This window comes from Bacteroidales bacterium (genome assembly GCA_016707785.1).
Taxonomy (GTDB): domain Bacteria; phylum Bacteroidota; class Bacteroidia; order Bacteroidales; family UBA4417; genus UBA4417.
In genome coordinates this window covers 108,581-125,333 of the sequence record JADJGZ010000015.1, presented here as the reverse complement: position 1 = coordinate 125,333, position 16,753 = coordinate 108,581, and the positions used below count along the sequence as shown (strand labels likewise).

15 protein-coding genes and 1 riboswitch are annotated in these 16,753 nt (G+C 39.9%); of the genes, 6 read left to right on the top strand and 9 right to left on the bottom strand.

Features of this window, described 5'->3' with window-relative positions:
- Window positions 1-4: 4 nt before the first annotated feature.
- Window positions 5-1,462 carry an FAD-dependent oxidoreductase gene (locus IPH84_10330; protein MBK7173606.1) on the bottom strand — a complete coding sequence of 486 codons (1,458 nt, stop codon included), beginning with the start codon at window positions 1,460-1,462 and terminating at the stop codon, window positions 5-7.
- Between the two features lie 521 nt (window positions 1,463-1,983).
- Here IPH84_10330 and IPH84_10325 point away from each other — a divergent pair.
- Entirely contained in the window at window positions 1,984-2,379 is a 396-nt protein-coding gene (locus tag IPH84_10325; protein MBK7173605.1) for a hypothetical protein, read from the top strand.
- 13 nt (window positions 2,380-2,392) lie between these two features.
- Here IPH84_10325 and IPH84_10320 read toward each other — a convergent pair whose 3' ends face one another.
- The 7 genes from IPH84_10320 to gatE all read right to left on the bottom strand — a co-directional run bounded on the left by IPH84_10320 (window position 2,393) and on the right by gatE (window position 10,173).
- Window positions 2,393-2,770 carry a hypothetical protein gene (locus IPH84_10320; protein ID MBK7173604.1) on the bottom strand — a complete coding sequence of 126 codons (378 nt, stop codon included), beginning with the start codon at window positions 2,768-2,770 and terminating at the stop codon, window positions 2,393-2,395.
- A 47-nt stretch (window positions 2,771-2,817) separates the two neighbouring features.
- Entirely contained in the window at window positions 2,818-3,348 is a 531-nt protein-coding gene (locus IPH84_10315; GenBank protein ID MBK7173603.1) for a hypothetical protein, read from the bottom strand.
- Window positions 3,349-3,587: 239 nt separating this feature from the next.
- Window positions 3,588-5,621: a tail fiber domain-containing protein gene (locus tag IPH84_10310; GenBank protein ID MBK7173602.1), complete on the bottom strand. Its 2,034-nt coding sequence runs from the start codon at window positions 5,619-5,621 to the stop codon at window positions 3,588-3,590.
- Window positions 5,622-5,639: 18 nt separating this feature from the next.
- Window positions 5,640-6,155 carry a T9SS type A sorting domain-containing protein gene (locus IPH84_10305; GenBank protein MBK7173601.1) on the bottom strand — a complete coding sequence of 172 codons (516 nt, stop codon included), beginning with the start codon at window positions 6,153-6,155 and terminating at the stop codon, window positions 5,640-5,642.
- A 153-nt stretch (window positions 6,156-6,308) separates the two neighbouring features.
- Window positions 6,309-6,698: a tautomerase family protein gene (locus IPH84_10300; GenBank protein MBK7173600.1), complete on the bottom strand. Its 390-nt coding sequence runs from the start codon at window positions 6,696-6,698 to the stop codon at window positions 6,309-6,311.
- Between the two features lie 96 nt (window positions 6,699-6,794).
- The gene (gene gatD / locus IPH84_10295) at window positions 6,795-8,180 is read right to left on the bottom strand and encodes a Glu-tRNA(Gln) amidotransferase subunit GatD (protein ID MBK7173599.1); all 1,386 of its coding nucleotides are present in this window, start codon (window positions 8,178-8,180) and stop codon (window positions 6,795-6,797) included.
- A 19-nt stretch (window positions 8,181-8,199) separates the two neighbouring features.
- Window positions 8,200-10,173: a Glu-tRNA(Gln) amidotransferase subunit GatE gene (gene gatE, locus IPH84_10290; protein MBK7173598.1), complete on the bottom strand. Its 1,974-nt coding sequence runs from the start codon at window positions 10,171-10,173 to the stop codon at window positions 8,200-8,202.
- Between the two features lie 618 nt (window positions 10,174-10,791).
- On the opposite strand from gatE, the gene IPH84_10285 reads away from it, so the two are divergent.
- The 5 genes from IPH84_10285 (at window position 10,792) to IPH84_10265 (ending at window position 16,354) form a co-directional block, all read left to right on the top strand.
- A complete protein-coding gene (locus IPH84_10285) occupies window positions 10,792-11,478 on the top strand; it encodes an NYN domain-containing protein (GenBank protein MBK7173597.1) in 687 nt (228 codons plus the stop codon).
- Between the two features lie 135 nt (window positions 11,479-11,613).
- Window positions 11,614-13,215, top strand: coding sequence for a GMC family oxidoreductase (locus IPH84_10280; protein MBK7173596.1), 1,602 nt, complete (start codon window positions 11,614-11,616; stop codon window positions 13,213-13,215).
- 118 nt (window positions 13,216-13,333) lie between these two features.
- A riboswitch (SAM riboswitch) is annotated at window positions 13,334-13,437 on the top strand.
- Between the two features lie 123 nt (window positions 13,438-13,560).
- On the top strand, window positions 13,561-14,706 hold the full coding sequence (locus IPH84_10275; protein MBK7173595.1) for a PLP-dependent transferase: 1,146 nt from the start codon (window positions 13,561-13,563) through the stop codon (window positions 14,704-14,706).
- A gap of 34 nt (window positions 14,707-14,740) precedes the next feature.
- Window positions 14,741-15,961, top strand: coding sequence for a homoserine dehydrogenase (locus IPH84_10270; protein MBK7173594.1), 1,221 nt, complete (start codon window positions 14,741-14,743; stop codon window positions 15,959-15,961).
- Window positions 15,962-16,066: 105 nt separating this feature from the next.
- Window positions 16,067-16,354, top strand: a complete 288-nt coding sequence (locus IPH84_10265; GenBank protein ID MBK7173593.1) for a hypothetical protein — start codon at window positions 16,067-16,069, stop codon at window positions 16,352-16,354.
- A gap of 43 nt (window positions 16,355-16,397) precedes the next feature.
- Here IPH84_10265 and IPH84_10260 read toward each other — a convergent pair whose 3' ends face one another.
- Window positions 16,398-16,709 carry a DUF3467 domain-containing protein gene (locus IPH84_10260; protein ID MBK7173592.1) on the bottom strand — a complete coding sequence of 104 codons (312 nt, stop codon included), beginning with the start codon at window positions 16,707-16,709 and terminating at the stop codon, window positions 16,398-16,400.
- Window positions 16,710-16,753: the final 44 nt, after the last annotated feature.

Here is a 16,753-nt window from a genome sequence, read left to right as displayed (position 1 = left end):
ACAATTATTCAGGAAGTAACCACCAAAAAGGATATCCTTTTGCCTTGTGGATGAACATATAGTGAAGGAAAATTTTAATCCAATGGCCTGCCAGGCCGGCTTCTCCAACCGTATATTTCAAATCTCTTCCCCAGGTTGGGTATTTTTGCCAGTCAGGAACGATAGGGTAAACAGTCATAGTTGCAGCATTACCGGAAATCATCCCATATCCTGCTGAAACAACACATGCAGCTCCCATTCGTCCCATAGAAGCCTTATGTCTGAAGTCTGTTCTGCCATCCTTTATCAATTCCACTATATTCAGCGCAACAATTTTCCCAATGACCCCTGAAGGCATGCCGGTGCGGGGCGGAGCCGGGGTAATTAATGTACCATTCGGACTCTTCATAGGTTTGGATATCTGATGAGGAGGTGCAAATGCTATACCGGTTGCAAAAAGATTAGAAAAAGCCGGGTTCTGATAGGTAGATGGCCAATCATCTACTGACCAATCCTCAAATGCCTTACCTGAGTAATCAGCATCCACTTTCATAAAACCGCTGGGAGCAAAAACCAGTGAAGTAATCTCTTCACCATTCTTGTTGAAAGCTTTTAATCCGGCTCCTGCAAACGCAGGAATAAGCATGGCAAAATCGAAAGCCTGTGATTTCTGTTCGCCTTCTAAAGTCTCATAATAAGCCATACCCGGCTCAACCTTATTTACACCAGCTCGTTTAATCCATCGAATTCCATATTCAGCAAAGATAGATTCGCTAAAAACCTTGGTAGGTGTAATATATCCGCCCCTCTTAATGAAGGCTCCTCCCATTCCAAAATCACCCAGTTCATATTCATTCGAAATCCATGTGATCTCTGCCTTATCTTGTAAACCCCTGACTTTAATCTGGTGAGCTACATTTAACGCATATTCAAATGCAGCTCCCTGGCATGTGGCCCCAGGATGCCCTGTTCCAATCAGAAACTTAAGCTTTTCTCCTTTTTCCATTCGGGAAAAACAAGACTTCAGTGCTTCCCAGGTAACAACTGCATGATCACATGAACAAACGGAATAGCTGTTCTTTCCAGGCCCCAGGCCTTCCGTAGCTTCAAAATTCAGTTTTGGACCCGTTGCATTTACAAGATAGTCATATTCAACAACTTCCTTTGTCCCTCTCTGATCTTCATTGGTATACTCGATCTCAACATAGGGCTTGCTAAAACCATTACCCCCTTCAGGGAATAACTGTGTTGCCCGGGCTTGTTTGAAATCAATTTTCCAACGATCATAAACCGGTTTCAATTTAAAACGAACCTGGTCGATTGACATTTTTCCGACACCTACCCAAATATTTGATGGAATCCATTGATAATAGGCAGATGGACTCACAACCACTACCTCATGGTTGCGACCCAGTTTCTTTTTTAAGAATGCAGCCGCAGTATGACCTGAGATACCTGCACCCAGTACTACAATTTTTGCCATAGGAATAAGATTATGAACAGCAATTTACAATATTATCCAATATGTGTGAAAACAAAACAATCAATTATTTACTTAAATGCGCATTCATTAACAGGTGTAATTCTTTCCCATAGGTATTGGAGAAAGGGTTTCAGTGAGTTTCTATTTTCGATCTGTCATCTTACGATCCCATCGGAATGTACCAGGATAACTGAATCGCACTCTTTACATTTCTATATTAAAAGCAAATCTTCAAAAACAGGAAACCATATTGATAAATGAATCAAACTTAAAAATACTGACAAAACCATCCTTTTCAACCATTCATATAGGAACAGTTTGTATTTTTGATTTAGAAATGAGTCATGATACTTCCTGTTTTGCCAGATTGCTCCATAATATCCATCTTGCCAAATGATTAATAATTCCTCTGTATGAAATCGCTCAACTTTTATTTACTTTTTCTCAGTGTACTCATGTTTTCATGGTTTGGATGTAACACGCAGAGTAAAAAAGTTTCTCCTGACTCGCTACCCATCCGCATGAAACAAATTTCCTGGATTATCGGAGAATGGCATCAGGCTGATAGCAATAGTTTTTATTATGAAATTTGGGATATTACCGATGAACATACATTCAAAGGTCAGGGATATATGGTACTGAAAAATGACACCGTATTTTCGGAAAAACTGGAAATCAGGGAATCCGGAGGAGAGATCTATTACATTCCAACACTTATTGATCAGAATAGCGGGCAACCTGTGATGTTCCGGCTAACTTCATTGAATGACAGCCTGATGATTTTTGAAAACCCGGCTCACGACTTTCCTCAGCGCATTGTATATACCCATCCAACCAATGACTCCCTTCATGCATGGATAGAAGGCATTGACAAGGGAAAAGCAAGAAAGGAAGACTTCCGGCTGATCAAAAAATAGCCACTTCTTTCGTCTATTTTAACATGACCAGTAATGCACCTGTTATATAGGCGATCACCCAGTAAAGATAGGCTGTTATAGACCATTTGTTGAATTGACCGGGAATTCTTTTCCCTAATCCATATTTTCTTGCGTAGTAAAATGAAAAAATGGTGTCAGTTAACATTCCACTGAGCGAGGTATAACCAATGATGCCATGAAGGGTCAGGAACTTGCCTGATCCTATGACCATACAAATGGTTGCTGAAATATCAAGGATTACTCCTATACTCAGAAAAACCAGGACTTTCCTGCCTAAAGTTTTACTCCTGCTTTGAGTAAAAATGGCAATTGAATAAGATATCAGGGCAAGGTTAACAATTGTAATGCCTGCAACCAGGACTGCTTGCATAATTCAAGGATGTATTAGTCAGGATTAGTTTTATATTGATTTCTCAATTACTGTTCTTTATCAATTTTGAATGCATTGAAGATCTTGTCCACACCCACCTGAGTAGTTCCGTGGTATGTTGCCTCTACAATATCCGCATCACTCCAACCTAATTCTTTTAAGGCATCAACATCTTCCTGAACAACACTATTAGAGTCACGAATTACTTTTAAAACAAACAACAGGAGTTGAAGCTCTTTTTGTTCTAAGGGGGCAAGTGAAGGATTCTCCCTTACAGATGCAAGATCATCAGGCAGAACACCATATTGTAAAAGGATGCCTGAATTCATCCCTACACAATATTTGCATTGCTCCTGTTCGGAAACGAGATAACGTATAAAAGCCAGTAACTTCCCGCCTAATGATTTATGTCTCATGAAATACCCAAGGTTTTTGAATTGATTATCAAGTACATGGGCTGACGGGCTGAATACTTTAAATGCATTTGGGATAAATCCCATTGTATTGAGCATACTTTCATAAATTTCTGCAACACGACCTGAAGCATCTTCTTTATCTATAAGCTGAATGAGTGCCATAATGATTGAAATAAGGGTTAATGATGAATGAATGATTCACAAACATAAATGTTTTTATTGAAACTTATCTGACCAATCATAAAGAACCCTTTCCCCTATTGTAATTTAGAGAAAAGGGTTCTGTATCAGAACAAGAAAATATTACTTTTTTAGAACTTCTATTTCCTTTTGAAGTTTCTCAATTTGTTCCTGCTGCTCCTGAATGGCTTTCACCAGGACTGGCAATAGTTCAGTGTATTTCACACCATAAATATCCTTATCAAGATTTCCCCTCTTCCTTCCCTGGCTGCCGCGGCTATCTCTTCATCCGGTATTGTGGCATGTACAACTGCATCAGGGATCACTTTTTCGAGTTCCTGAGCTAAAAAACCAAGATTTGTGCCTGTCCCCATGCGAATCTGATCATTTTTCCATCTGAAACTTACCGGGTTTAACTTCATAACCTGCTCAATCCCAAAGTTAATAGGCTGAATATTATCCTTATCTCTTTCATCAGATGTTTGGATTGTGCCATTCACAGCCCAAACTGCTGACCATTTATAACTTGCACTACCTAATGATATTGTCCCATTGAACCAGGGAGTGAACATCTTATTGTTGGAGGCATCCATATCAGCATTAGCAATTGTATTAATTGTGGTTCCCCCGTTCGGAATGTCTCCAAGAGCAAGACCATAAGAATCACTGCCAAAAATGAAACCACCACCAGATGTGCCTGAACTAGCACCATAAACGATAACCCTGCCTTGATCAAGGTTCGAATTATCTATTCTTACAAGGTCACCGGCTCCTCCATCGAAGAATTTAGCCATTATGGCCGGATTTGTCACACCGGCAGCATTAGTAAATACAGCAGTTGCATCTGTACCATAATTCTCTGCAAACAAGGAAATACCTGTACCACTGGTATTCTTAAAATGTGCGGTTGGATAAGCAAGGCCTGAACCAACGTTTTGAACTGTCAGGTGTCCATCAGGGCTGGTACTCCCTATTCCGGTTTTTCCATATTGGTCAATAAATAACCTGGTTTGTGAAGATGTACCGAGGAAAATCCCTGCAGCTTCAAAATTCCATAAAACCAAATCATTGGAATTAACTGTATATGGTCCCACAAGAAAACCGTCTGACCCAAGTGTTCCAGAGCCAGGATGTGTAAAATGGAGTCCTTCATAATCAATATCAGAAGGAGCATTGAGATGCAAAAGCCCATTATTAGGTGCTGTAGTTCCGATTCCCAGGGCCCCCGATCCTGTGAGTGTTACAGGTGTAAAAGTAGTGCCATTCACTTTAACGATTTTCATGTCGCCATTATCCTGGGACGTGAAACTCCATTCATTTCCACCACCTGTATTTTTCAACCCAAGGGAACTACCATAGGTGGAAGATCCTTGAATTTCCAGTTTAGAGGCATTCGGAGTGGCAGAGCCTACTACAATTTTTCCGGAATTGAATAAAGTCATTGCCTGGCTCGTACCGTTGTGAAATGATAATGTGCCGGTGGAAGCAGCAGGCAAACCTAATTGGATGGAACCATTGGAAGGGCTGTAAAGATATCCCTGGTATTGATTTGACGAATTGTACAAACCCAGCTGCCCATTGACAATACTTATATTTCCATTGGATGCCAGCTTATAGGCGCCGATAGTAGGTGCAGTCGAAAAACCGACATTAACATAAGTACCATCATCACTGATCTGCGAATCCCCACCAACAGTTGCATTAGTGAATTTTACAATCTTATTGACTGTACCACTCAAGCTTCCTGCTCCCGGAGGGCCCTGAGGACCAGTTGCTCCGGTTGGACCTGCCGGACCTGCCGGACCTTGTGGACCTGCCGGGCCAGTCGGACCTACAGGACCCTGGGGACCGGCGGGTGTCATTGCATACATGGCATAAGGGACACTCAATAATTGGGTAGTCCCGATATTATTCCAGGCAGTCCCACCATCAGGATCCATTTCAACACGGAGGTATTTATCGCCTGAACTCCAGGCTATAGATGAAATACCGCCAATAATCACGGTACCCGATCCAACCGCGGTGCTAAAAAGACCAAATTGATTGGTAGTCACCAACTGTGTTTCCATAAATACAACGGGACCCGATGCTGATCCATCAAGGATACTCAGTCGAAGATTTATAGTTTTACTTACAAGGGGGGCACCACTTGAATTGCGCGCCAAACCTTGGTAATTGAATTTTTGTGGCACCTGTGCCCAAAGAATGGCGACAGTGAATAACCCAAATATCAGAGTAAATATTCCTTTTTTCATATTGTCAGTATTAAAATGCTATTGAACTTTCTGAATTTTAAAAGTCTGTTGATACCTGGAATCAGGCTTAACAGATAGAAAAAGTACCCTGAGTAAATACTCCCCCGGGGTACACTGGTCCATAGCAATGGTTTCCAGTTGATTCCCTGCTTCCATTTCTGTTGTTTGATCTTTTATCAAGCGCCCGGTAAGGTCATACATTTGAATCATCAATTGACCGGCTTCTTTCAAATTACTTTCCAGGTAAAGTTGGTCAGCTGTAGGATTGGGATAAACATTCAGATAAATCGTGGTTTCCAGAAGCTCCGGTACCTCAACATTTGGATCAATAGGTTGTAACAAACCCGCTGTTACAATCATGTTTGGGGAAACACTGGTTTCGGTCAAAGCCATCTCAGCAAATGACCAATCATACACATTTCCACTGATAATGGCAGTCCCTCCGGTTGAATTAACAGCAAAAGGCTTGACCATCTGCGCCAAGGCTCCCGCAGCCATCATCAGAACCAGGAAAAAAATCAGGTATTTTCTCATGATTAAAATATTGGTTAATAAGAGTTTGAATAATAATTACAATAAGGTAATGATTCTGAAATCATCTTAACAATGAAATCAAATATGTTATTTAATTCATATTTAATCCGGATTCAATCAAGATGTAATACCAATTCAATAATAAAATAATAATTAAACTAAAATATTAAATCCCAGGTCTATTTCATTAGCAGGAAATCCACCCCTGATACCCCAATTCTCAAGTTCTGGTTCAAAAATAACGATAGTAATATCATTCCCCGGAATCCCCGGGTTGAGAGTTAATTGATCAACAATAGCCCGGTATAATGCTTTCTTTGCTTCAAATGACCGGCCTTTAAACATGGTTATTTCAATGATGGTATACTGTTGGCTGCGACCGGAATGTTCAAAATTCTCTGCTTCATATTCAATCAGTCTTTGCCTCCGATCATGATCAGGAATACCGATACATTGTACAAGAGCATTGTGAACCGCATTAAGCAATGCTTTTCTATAAGCGGAATCAAATCCTTTCTCAATTTCAATTCTTACAAGTGGCATCGGGAATGTATCAATTAATCATGATTAAAGATCTTTCAAATTCCTGCCGGGAAATTGATGGTTCCACATAATACTAATTATAAAGCTACGATCAAATTACTTCCTTACCCTTTTGATAAAATCCTCTACTTCCTTCACTCCGCCCTGGTAAACAAGATATCCATTATAGGGTTCACGTGGAGTTATCTCATCATTGATAGGAGTTAGCATCAGTCTTTTAACTTCTTCAAGATCGTTTGTCTGGCCTAATGCCCAACCAAGTTTTATATAAGCAACTTCAGGCAACATATTTTCAGCAGGGATAATGCCTTTAGCCATGAGATCGCGACCTGTGTCATACACAAACATATGAACATAACCCCAAAGAGTCTGAACAGTCATATAAATAGCGACACCTGCTTTCGAAGCTCGCTCTATTGCAGGGTAGATTGGCTTATTAACATGTCCCAGGCCTGTACCTGCGATAACAATTCCTTTATACCCGTTTTGGACCAATGAATCTATGATATCTGGCTGCATATTCGGGTAATAATATACAATGGCAACCTTTTCTTCAAAATAAGGAAGAATTTTAGCCTTACGATCTTTCCGGCGGTGGTTATAAATTGGTTTAATTGGCACAACACCTGCCCTGGTAATGGTAGCTAATGGTGTATCACCTATTGTGCGGAAAGTTGACCTGTAACTGGAATGCATTTTTCTCACGCGTGTTCCCCTGTGCAGGAAACCATATTCATCAGAGGTAGGCCCGAACATGCAGACCATCACTTCTGCAATATCCCCATGTCCAGCTGCCGTACAAGCATGCATCAGGTTTAAGGCGGCATCAGAACTGGGCCTGTCACTCGAGCGCTGTGATCCAACAAGAACAATGGGGACAGGGGAGTTTTGAACCATGAAGGTAAGCGCTGCAGCAGTGTGATGAAGGGTATCTGTTCCGTGTCCGATGACAATCCCCTCTACTCCTGCTTCAATTTCTTTTCCGATAGCAACCGCCAGCTTTTTATAATTATCAGGTGCCATATTTTCGCTGAATACAGCAAAAATCTTCTCTGTGGTAAGGTTACAGATACTGGCGAGTTCAGGAACAGCCCCATATAATTCACCAGGTGAGAAAGCAGGAATTACTGCTCCTGTCCTGTAATCGAGACGAGATGCGATGGTGCCTCCTGTTCCGATTAATTTCACTTTGGGTAATCCCTGGGTGTATGGAAATTCCTTTTCCGGAATCTTATAATTAGCCTTTTTATAACCGGTTTCCTTCATGGAATGGATAGTTTCTATATCCAGTCCCACATTATAACCGGTGGGAATTTTCATGACGATATGTTTGTCATCGTCATTCTCTGCCCTGGGAAGAATTGTTCCCACAAAGGTCCCCCTGGAAGTTTCAACTGTACATTGGCTCCATACCCTGACATTGAACTGTTTGAGCACGTCAAGTGCCAGTCCTTTGTATCCCTGGAAAATATCTTCTGTCATATCCTTGAATCCTAAATAATTATTTCATCTCTTTAATTTCTGCTGCAATTACTGAAAGAGACATATTCCCTTCGGCACTCTTCCTTATTTGTCCGATGATCCAGTTATTCTCCACGTGATCACCCTTTGAAATCCTGATTTCAGCAAATTTCTTCTTCAGGAAAGGTACTTGTGAAAGAACCTGCTCCCTGGTAACCTTTTTGAATTTGATACTTGTCAATACTGAATCAAAATCCATCTTTGGATACTGATAAACCAGTGGCAGCATTCGTTTGGCAATTGAATAATCGTGGCTTTCCTTTTTAAGGAACCTTAATAAGGCATAAATTACTTTATAGTCGAATTCAGCTGCCGGCTTGAAGTGGCCTTCCACCCATTTCAGTGAATGGCCGAAGAGTTTGCCAACAAAGGAAGGATCAATTTCCAACTCAAGGATAATCCTTTCAATGAGTGGATATAGATTCTTCTTAAAAATATAAGTATGAGTATCTTCCGGAATTTTCCATTCCATCAGTTGATGGTATCTGTCAATAATTTCCTTTGGAATATTCTGTCCAAGACTTTCGATGAAACTATTTTCTAATGGAATGGGAGCAGAATCAGTATCCGGATACATTCTGTCGGCACCAGGCAGTACTCTTTCAAAAATTGTTGATCCATTCTCAAACGATTTCCTTGTTTCATTCGGAACCCCTTTAAAAGCCATAATACATCTTTCTTCGATTACATCCAGAGCAGTAGGCATATCTTCTGCCGGCCCCCATATGATTAATACAGCATCATCATCGGATGGCTTTATAAAATGAATCAATTTATCCCAGTCACAGGAACTCAGGACGGGCTGTAATTCTTCGGAATGAGCCATATGAGGCTTTTCAATACAGGCAATTACTTTCAACCGTTCACTTAGTTCATCTGCGAACATCTTTCCAGGTTGAGTAAAATGAGAAAGAATACCCTTGAATTTTGGCAATACGATAGCTGCTAACTTGTACTTATTCTCTTTCGTCTTACGAATAGGATCATAATTAGTTTTCAAAAGGTCATAATCAAAGTATTCATACCTGATCTTCCAGGTTGAAGGATCTGAAACTCTGGCAAGTAACTTCTCCCTGATAGCCAGTAAAGACCATTGCCTGAAACATTCAATATGGGTTAAAGCCGGTATCCATTTTGTATGAGCAACTCCTTTAATTTCCACCCTCGATCCACCCCGGCAACTCACATTCACATCTTGACGCCCTGCCCCTATGCCAGTCCGGACTTTCCCTGTACTTCTGTTCAGAAAACGTATATAATCACAGGCTTCTTTTACCTCTTCCGGATTTACCATGTCCGGATAGGTCACTGTTTCAATTAAAGGCATACCCAGCCTATCCGTGCGGTAAACACGGGTATGACCTATATCACTGACTTCCCTGCAGGAATCCTCCTCAAGGCTTAATTGAATCAGTCGTATTTTTTTGTTCTTTAATGGAATCTCACCCTCTACTCCAATAATAGCAGTCCTTTGAAAGCCGGTTGGGATACTTCCATCCAGGTATTGCTTCCTGGTAATATGCACTTCACCGACAATATTCAGCTTTGAAACAAGCGAAATTTCAATTGCAATGGCAAGAGCCTCTCGATTTAAGCCAAAAGGTGGGGTGTCATCCACTTCATAAGTACATGTAGTCTCATTTTTCAAACGATAGACAATATTTTTCCTTGTCTTAAATTCCATCAATGCCGTTCCGTCATACTCACCCAATTCACTTAAGGTTGGTCGCATATGCCTGATCACTTCTGCATCAAATTGATCAGGTTTCTGATACACCCCTGCCGGGCAGCGACAAAACAATTTCTCTGAGGTATTCAGCTGCTGGTGTACTTCAAGACCCGACATGAACCCAATCCGGTCATAGGTTTCCTGGGTTGCTTGCTGTCGTGGTACAAATCCGGTTTCTATACGGGTTGATTCGTAATTTTTAATAGGATCAAAGGATTCTTTCATCTGTCAATATTTTGATTCTTATAAGTCATTTCCCCCACCAGGATGACTTTATGATTAGAAAATTCAATCTTCCAGAAAGAGTTAGTCTTTTAATTTTCAAGTAGTATTTTCATGGATAAAACACCGATTTAATGCGTCAAATGTAGGAAATATGAAGTAACACAATATATATGTTAAGAAATTGTTCACAAGTTAACAACCCATATCTAAAACAAGAAAACAGAGAGATTAAAAAGGGAATGACCCTATTTTAGTTTTAGCATTAGAAACGTGTATAATAACTCTAAATCCTTACCCATTTCTAAATTATTCAAATAGCCTATAAATAGGATTCCAATGTTAACATATTAAGAATCATGAAATAAGGAAATCATCAAATTGTCCTCACAATAATTACTAAAAAATATTAGTTATTGAATAGTTGTCATATATTTGTACTCAGTTTGAATTAAATGTTTCTAGAGTTCATTTATTATTTTAATTACATCTGCATTAATTCAACGTCTAGTTATATGTATTTTAAACACTTTGCGTCTGGTGGGCGAACATATTCAAACCCTTTATTGTTTTGTTCGTAGGTGCAGTGTTTTGCAACTAATTTTAATTTACAAATAATCCATGGAAGAGAAAATTAAAAAAGTCGCGATGTTTATCGATGGAACTTTCTTTCTGAAAGTAAATTCCTATTATCGTTATCATCACGAAAGGAAAAGCACTATTAATTTCAACGGGCTGGCAGAATTTCTGCGCGATGAAGTATCTAAGCTTGAAGGCTGCGATAAAAGATACTGCCAGGTAGTAGAAATCCATTGGTTTAGAGGCCGATATTCTACTAGTCAGCTCGAGAAAAAGTACCCTGACGACACATACCGCCTCACTCAAATGACGAATGAGCGCAGGATTGATGACATTTTTATGTATGAAGGCATTGTAACACACAATTACCCTCTTTTGGTTGATTCACGTACCGGTGAAGCAGAGGAAAAAGGAATAGATGTTTGGTTTTCACTGGAAACATATGAACTTACTACATTGAAAAAATTTGATGTTGTAGTTCTGATTGCCGGAGATACCGATTATGTTCCCCTTATTCGCAAAATCAACGGATTAGGTACCCGTGTTATGGTGTTAGGCTGGGATTTCAATTATGAAACCACTTCTTCCGCAGGCAGGACCTATAAAGTTACTACAAGAACAAGCCAGGCCCTGATTGATGAGTGCGTTTATCCTATTATGATGGATAAAAGAATTGATGACAGGACCAGTAAAAATGATCCTATCGTAAATGCACTTTTTAACGTTTGAATAGCCAGACCTTCAAATGGTCTGAGTTCTCGTAATGATGAATACCGATAATTAACAGGTACATTACAATATTTATAAAAGCCCTTTCCAGGGCTTTTTTTATTGCTTATATTTGGATAATATCAGGATTGTATCATGCATACCGACTTTTTTGATTATATCATCATAGGTTCTGGTTTTGGTGGAAGTGTTGCCGCTATGCGACTTTCAGAGAAAGGCTATAAGGTTTTGGTTATAGAAAAAGGAAAACGGTTTGAAAGCAAGGATTTCCCAAAATCTGATTGGAACCTGAAAAAATTCTTGTGGATTCCTTCCCTGAAATTTAAAGGGATACTACAACTGAGTTTCTTCAGACAAATGTTTATTCTCAGTGGCACCGGTGTTGGCGGTGGTAGCCTGGTTTATGCCAACGCTCTGATGGAGCCTTCCCCAACTGTGTTCAAAGATAAAGGATGGATCGAAGGTCAGGATTGGTGCTCATCTCTTCAACCTTTCTTCAAAAAAGCTTCCAAAATGTTGGGAAGTGTCCCTTATAACAAGATGGCTGATGAAGATCTTGCTCTGCTTAAAATCGCACAATCATTGGGAAAGGAAGATACCTTTTCAACTATTAATGTAGGTATAAACCTGGAAGAGACCAATTCGCCCAAAGATCCATATTTCGAAGGCCTGGGTCCATTGCGCAATAGTTGCAATGGTTGCGCAGGCTGCATGACAGGTTGCCATGAAAATGCCAAAAATTCACTGGACAAGAATTACCTTTTCTTTGCTGAGAAAAATGGAGTTAAGATTCTTCCTGAAACCAAAGCAATAAAAATTGAATTTTCAGAAAATCAATATTCTATCCACACAGCCTCACCATTCAACAGATTCAGGACAAATATCTATCGCAGCAAAGGAATTATTGTCAGTGCAGGCGTTTTAGGCACCCTGGAACTGCTGCTAAAACAAAAATACAAGTTCAAAACTCTTCCCCTGCTGTCTCCATTACTTGGACACCAGATCAGGACAAACTCCCAATCCATAAGTGGTATTGTTAATGCAGACAGGAAATTGAATAATGGTCCGGCGATTACCTCCATTTTCAGCCCTACTCCGAATACCCATATTGAACTGGTCAAATTTAATGATCAATCGGGATCCGTAACACATTTAAGCGGATTCGCATGTGAAGACCCTTCACCATCTGTCAGGGCCTGGAAACAACTTTTCCTTACCATTCAACATCCTGTCAAATTCCTCCGATTGCTCTTTATGCCTCGCTGGTGCAAAAATTCAATCGTTCTTTTGGTCATGCAGACAACTGATAGTGCTATGAAAATGATCTGGAGAAGGAACCTGTTGGGCGGTGGAATCAGGTTTCATAAGGATAATAAAAGAGTGCCTGCTTTCATTCCTGAAGGTCAGGATATCCTTCACCGCCTCTCCAAAGAAACCGGTGCTACTGCAATGAATAGTATTGCAGAATCATTATTCAACATGGCAACTACAGCTCATATTATTGGTGGCTGTCCAATGGGTGTATCCTCCGATTCAGGAGTTGTGGACCATCATTTTCATGTACATCAGTACCCTGAGATGTACATCCTTGACAGTTCAGTAATCCCTTGCAATCTCGGGGTGAATCCCAGTCTGACAATTACTGCCATAAGTGAGTATGCATGCTCTCATATTCAGGAAAAACCAGGCAATCAAAGAATTTCTTTGGAAGAACAAATCGCTATGCTTAAGAAATAATATCAATTTTCAACTCACTGATAATAAACTGATTAAAATATTTTTTTCTTCATTTTGAATGGGATTGGTAAATCGTATTGGTTTTTATTTCTACTTTTGCAGCTCGTTCATTACATAACACTTATCAAGAAAGGCGGAGGGACTGGCCCTATGATGCCTTGGCAACCTGCAGAAATGCAAGGTGCCAATTCCAATTCCGAGATTATCGGAAATAGATAAGTCAGATAGATATAAAGTGCTTTATGCATTGCTGCTCTTCTGACTTGCTGAAGGGCTTTTTTTATGCCCTGAAGCAAGGAATTCCTGGTAAGTGGATTTTTATAAACTTCTTAATCCCTTACTACCATGAAAGAACAGACAAAAATTATTCATTCAATTCCTTCTGATCCATTAACAGGGGCTATTTCAGTTCCGATCTACCAAACATCAACCTTCGTCCAGGAAGCACCTGGTGTTCACAAGGGCTTTGACTATTCCCGTACAAATAATCCTACCCGTGCAACACTCGAAAACTTAATAGGAGTCCTGGAAGGTGGAAATCATGGCTTTGCATTTGCCAGTGGTTTAGCTGCTATCGATGCATCCGTCAGATCCATACTGAATGCCGGAGACGAAATACTTGCAATCGACGATATTTATGGTGGTGCCTTCAGGCTATTCAGCCTGGTATATTCAAGGTTTGGCATTGAAACCAGGTATGTCGACACCCAGGACCTTGACCTTATCGAGAAAGCAATCAATCCTTCGACAAAACTCATCTGGATTGAAAGCCCTACCAATCCAACACTAAAAATATCAGATATTGAAGCCATTGCATCAATTGCACATCGTCATGGAGCCTTACTTGCGGTTGATAACACCTTTGCGACACCTGTGGCCCAAAACCCATTGAAGTTAGGTGCTGACCTAGTGATCCATTCAGCCACCAAATACCTGGGTGGTCACAGTGATTTGATAGCCGGCCTGGTTGTCACCAATGATTTAGCTTTGGCAGAAAAAATCAAATTTATCCAGAATGCCAGCGGGGCAATACTCTCCCCCTTTGATAGCTGGCTGGTTATCAGGGGAATTGAAACACTCCACCTGAGGTTCAGGCAACATTCGGAAAATGCAACAAAGATTGCAGATTTCCTGCTTTCACATCCTAAAGTTCAAAAAGTCTATTATCCGGGCTTGAAGAACCATCCAAATCATGAAATAGCAGCCAGGCAACAAAAGTATTTTGGAGGCATTGTGAGTTTTAGCCTGAATAATGACACCATTGAAGCAGCAACCCAGGTTGTTACCTCAACAAAGTATTTCAAACTGGCTGAAAGCCTGGGTGGAGTGAAAAGCTTATGCTGCCACCCGGCAAGTATGACACATAAATCAATTCCTGCAGAAATGAGATACAATGCGGGCATCACTGATAGTCTGATAAGGTTATCCGTAGGCCTTGAAGAACCTGATGATCTAATTGCTGATCTGGAATCTGCTTTAGGATCCTTATAGTTTTTGATTCTTATTCAACTAAAAATAATTGAAAATGACCAGGCAAAATATAACAATAGGATTATTTGGATTCGGGGTGGTAGGGAATGGCCTCTGGGATGTCATCAACCAGACACCAGGATTAAAAGCTGAAATCAAAAAGATTTGTGTGAAGGACAGAAACAAGAAAAGGTCACTGCCTGCTGAAATCTTTACTTTTGAAAAGGAGGAACTGTTGAATGATCCTGATATAAATGTGATTGTTGAGTTGATAGATGATGCAGATGCTGCTTTTGAAATTGTCACGACTGCATTGAAAAGTGGAAAAGGAGTTGTAAGTGCCAATAAAAAAATGATCGCCGAGCATCTGGAGCAACTCCTTGAATTACAAAAAATACACGAAGTCCCTTTCCTTTATGAAGCCGCTTGTTGCGCAAGTATTCCAATAATCCGGAATCTGGAGGAATATTATGATAATGATTTATTGGTTTCGCTTTCCGGTATTGTTAATGGCTCTACCAACTATATATTAACTAGAACATCTGAAGATAAGATTTCCTATGAAGAGGCATTGAAACTGGCCCAGGATCTGGGTTATGCGGAGAGTGATCCTGCTTTGGATGTGGAAGGATATGATGCAAAATACAAACTTACTATACTACTTGCACACGCTTTTGGTATTGTTGAAAAACCAGATCTGATCTTTAACCTCGGTATTCAAAGACTGGGACCACTTGAGATCAGACTGGCTTCTGAGAAAGGATATAAAATCAAATTACTTGCTCATGCCCGAAAACTGAGCAATGATAAGGTCGTTGCTTTTGTGTTACCACAGTTTATCGATTCAACAAGTCGCTTTTTTACTGTTGATGACGTTAATAACGGTGTTCAAACAGAAACCAGTTTTGCTGACAAACAATTCTTTATTGGGAAAGGGGCAGGTGCATTTCCGACTGCATCAGCTGTACTGAGCGATATTTCAGCACTATCATACCTCTACAGATATGAATATAAAAAGATGCATCAGCAATCCCTATCCCTCACTCATGATTTTATAATGGAAATCTTTGTGAGGTATTCTAATGAAGCCGATTTGAACCTGGATGATTTTACCAGTATCTCCGAAAGATTTTTCTCAGAAGAAGGCAATTACCTTGTAGGGAAAATACTATTCAGCACATTTATCCAATCAAAATGGGTAAACAATCCGGATATCTCAATCCTCATAACAGCAGATGGATCATTTGAAAGTATCATAAATACAATTGAGCCTTAAGGATGGGAAAACTATTTGTTGTTAAAAACACTATCCTTTTGAATTAATTACCTTATCTTTGAAATAACATGTAAATTCTTCTACATTCATCAATTCATAATTTCAATGAGAACTATTGCCGCTCTTTTAGTCTTATTCATTTTCGCCGCCTGCACAACCCCATTGTATATTCCGGCCGAAAAAAATGTAAACAAGGTACAAACTGCATCGCTAGCCGAACTTCAGCAGGGTTATGAGCTTTATAAATCCAATTGTGGAAATTGTCATAAGATTTCAAAACCTGCTGACCATTCTGCTGACCAATGGACAAAAATCCTTGAAAAGATGGGTCCTAAAGCTAAACTTTCAACTGAAAAGGTAGACCTGGTTTATAAATACCTGGTCAATCATTGAGTTGAAATAGTGCATAAAAAAAGCAGCTCATCGCTGCTTTTTTTTATGCTTGTCCAACAGGGCCACTCAATTGAAAAGGCAAGTCGCCTCCCTCCGATTCCTTGATAGGGCCATGAAGAGCTTCATATTTTGCAATATTCTCTTTGATAGCACGAAATAAGCGTTTGGCATGCTGAGGAGTAAGAATGATACGCGCTTTCACTTTTGCTTTTGGCACTCCCGGCATCATTTTGATAAAATCAACAACAAATTCGGTTCCTGAATGAGTTATAACGGCCAGGTTTGAATAGATACCTTCAGCCATTTCATCACTAAGCTCAATATTGATCTGATTTTGATTTTTGGGGTCGTTCATGGTTTTTCTTCTTTATCATGAAAAAAGCTTATGAAAGCTGACTA

What these genes read in the sequence shown, in the direction of transcription:
- IPH84_10330 (MBK7173606.1), bottom strand. Translation starts at nt 1,462, where the DNA reads ATGGCAAAAATTGTAGTACTGGGTGCAGGTATCTCAGGTCATACTGCG.
- IPH84_10325 (MBK7173605.1), top strand. Translation starts at nt 1,984, where the DNA reads ATGAAACAAATTTCCTGGATTATCGGAGAATGGCATCAGGCTGATAGC.
- IPH84_10320 (MBK7173604.1), bottom strand. Translation starts at nt 2,770, where the DNA reads ATGCAAGCAGTCCTGGTTGCAGGCATTACAATTGTTAACCTTGCCCTG.
- IPH84_10315 (MBK7173603.1), bottom strand. Translation starts at nt 3,348, where the DNA reads ATGGCACTCATTCAGCTTATAGATAAAGAAGATGCTTCAGGTCGTGTT.
- IPH84_10310 (MBK7173602.1), bottom strand. Translation starts at nt 5,621, where the DNA reads ATGAAAAAAGGAATATTTACTCTGATATTTGGGTTATTCACTGTCGCC.
- IPH84_10305 (MBK7173601.1), bottom strand. Translation starts at nt 6,155, where the DNA reads ATGAGAAAATACCTGATTTTTTTCCTGGTTCTGATGATGGCTGCGGGA.
- IPH84_10300 (MBK7173600.1), bottom strand. Translation starts at nt 6,698, where the DNA reads ATGCCACTTGTAAGAATTGAAATTGAGAAAGGATTTGATTCCGCTTAT.
- gatD (MBK7173599.1), bottom strand. Translation starts at nt 8,180, where the DNA reads ATGACAGAAGATATTTTCCAGGGATACAAAGGACTGGCACTTGACGTG.
- gatE (MBK7173598.1), bottom strand. Translation starts at nt 10,173, where the DNA reads ATGAAAGAATCCTTTGATCCTATTAAAAATTACGAATCAACCCGTATA.
- IPH84_10285 (MBK7173597.1), top strand. Translation starts at nt 10,792, where the DNA reads ATGGAAGAGAAAATTAAAAAAGTCGCGATGTTTATCGATGGAACTTTC.
- IPH84_10280 (MBK7173596.1), top strand. Translation starts at nt 11,614, where the DNA reads ATGCATACCGACTTTTTTGATTATATCATCATAGGTTCTGGTTTTGGT.
- IPH84_10275 (MBK7173595.1), top strand. Translation starts at nt 13,561, where the DNA reads ATGAAAGAACAGACAAAAATTATTCATTCAATTCCTTCTGATCCATTA.
- IPH84_10270 (MBK7173594.1), top strand. Translation starts at nt 14,741, where the DNA reads ATGACCAGGCAAAATATAACAATAGGATTATTTGGATTCGGGGTGGTA.
- IPH84_10265 (MBK7173593.1), top strand. Translation starts at nt 16,067, where the DNA reads ATGAGAACTATTGCCGCTCTTTTAGTCTTATTCATTTTCGCCGCCTGC.
- IPH84_10260 (MBK7173592.1), bottom strand. Translation starts at nt 16,709, where the DNA reads ATGAACGACCCCAAAAATCAAAATCAGATCAATATTGAGCTTAGTGAT.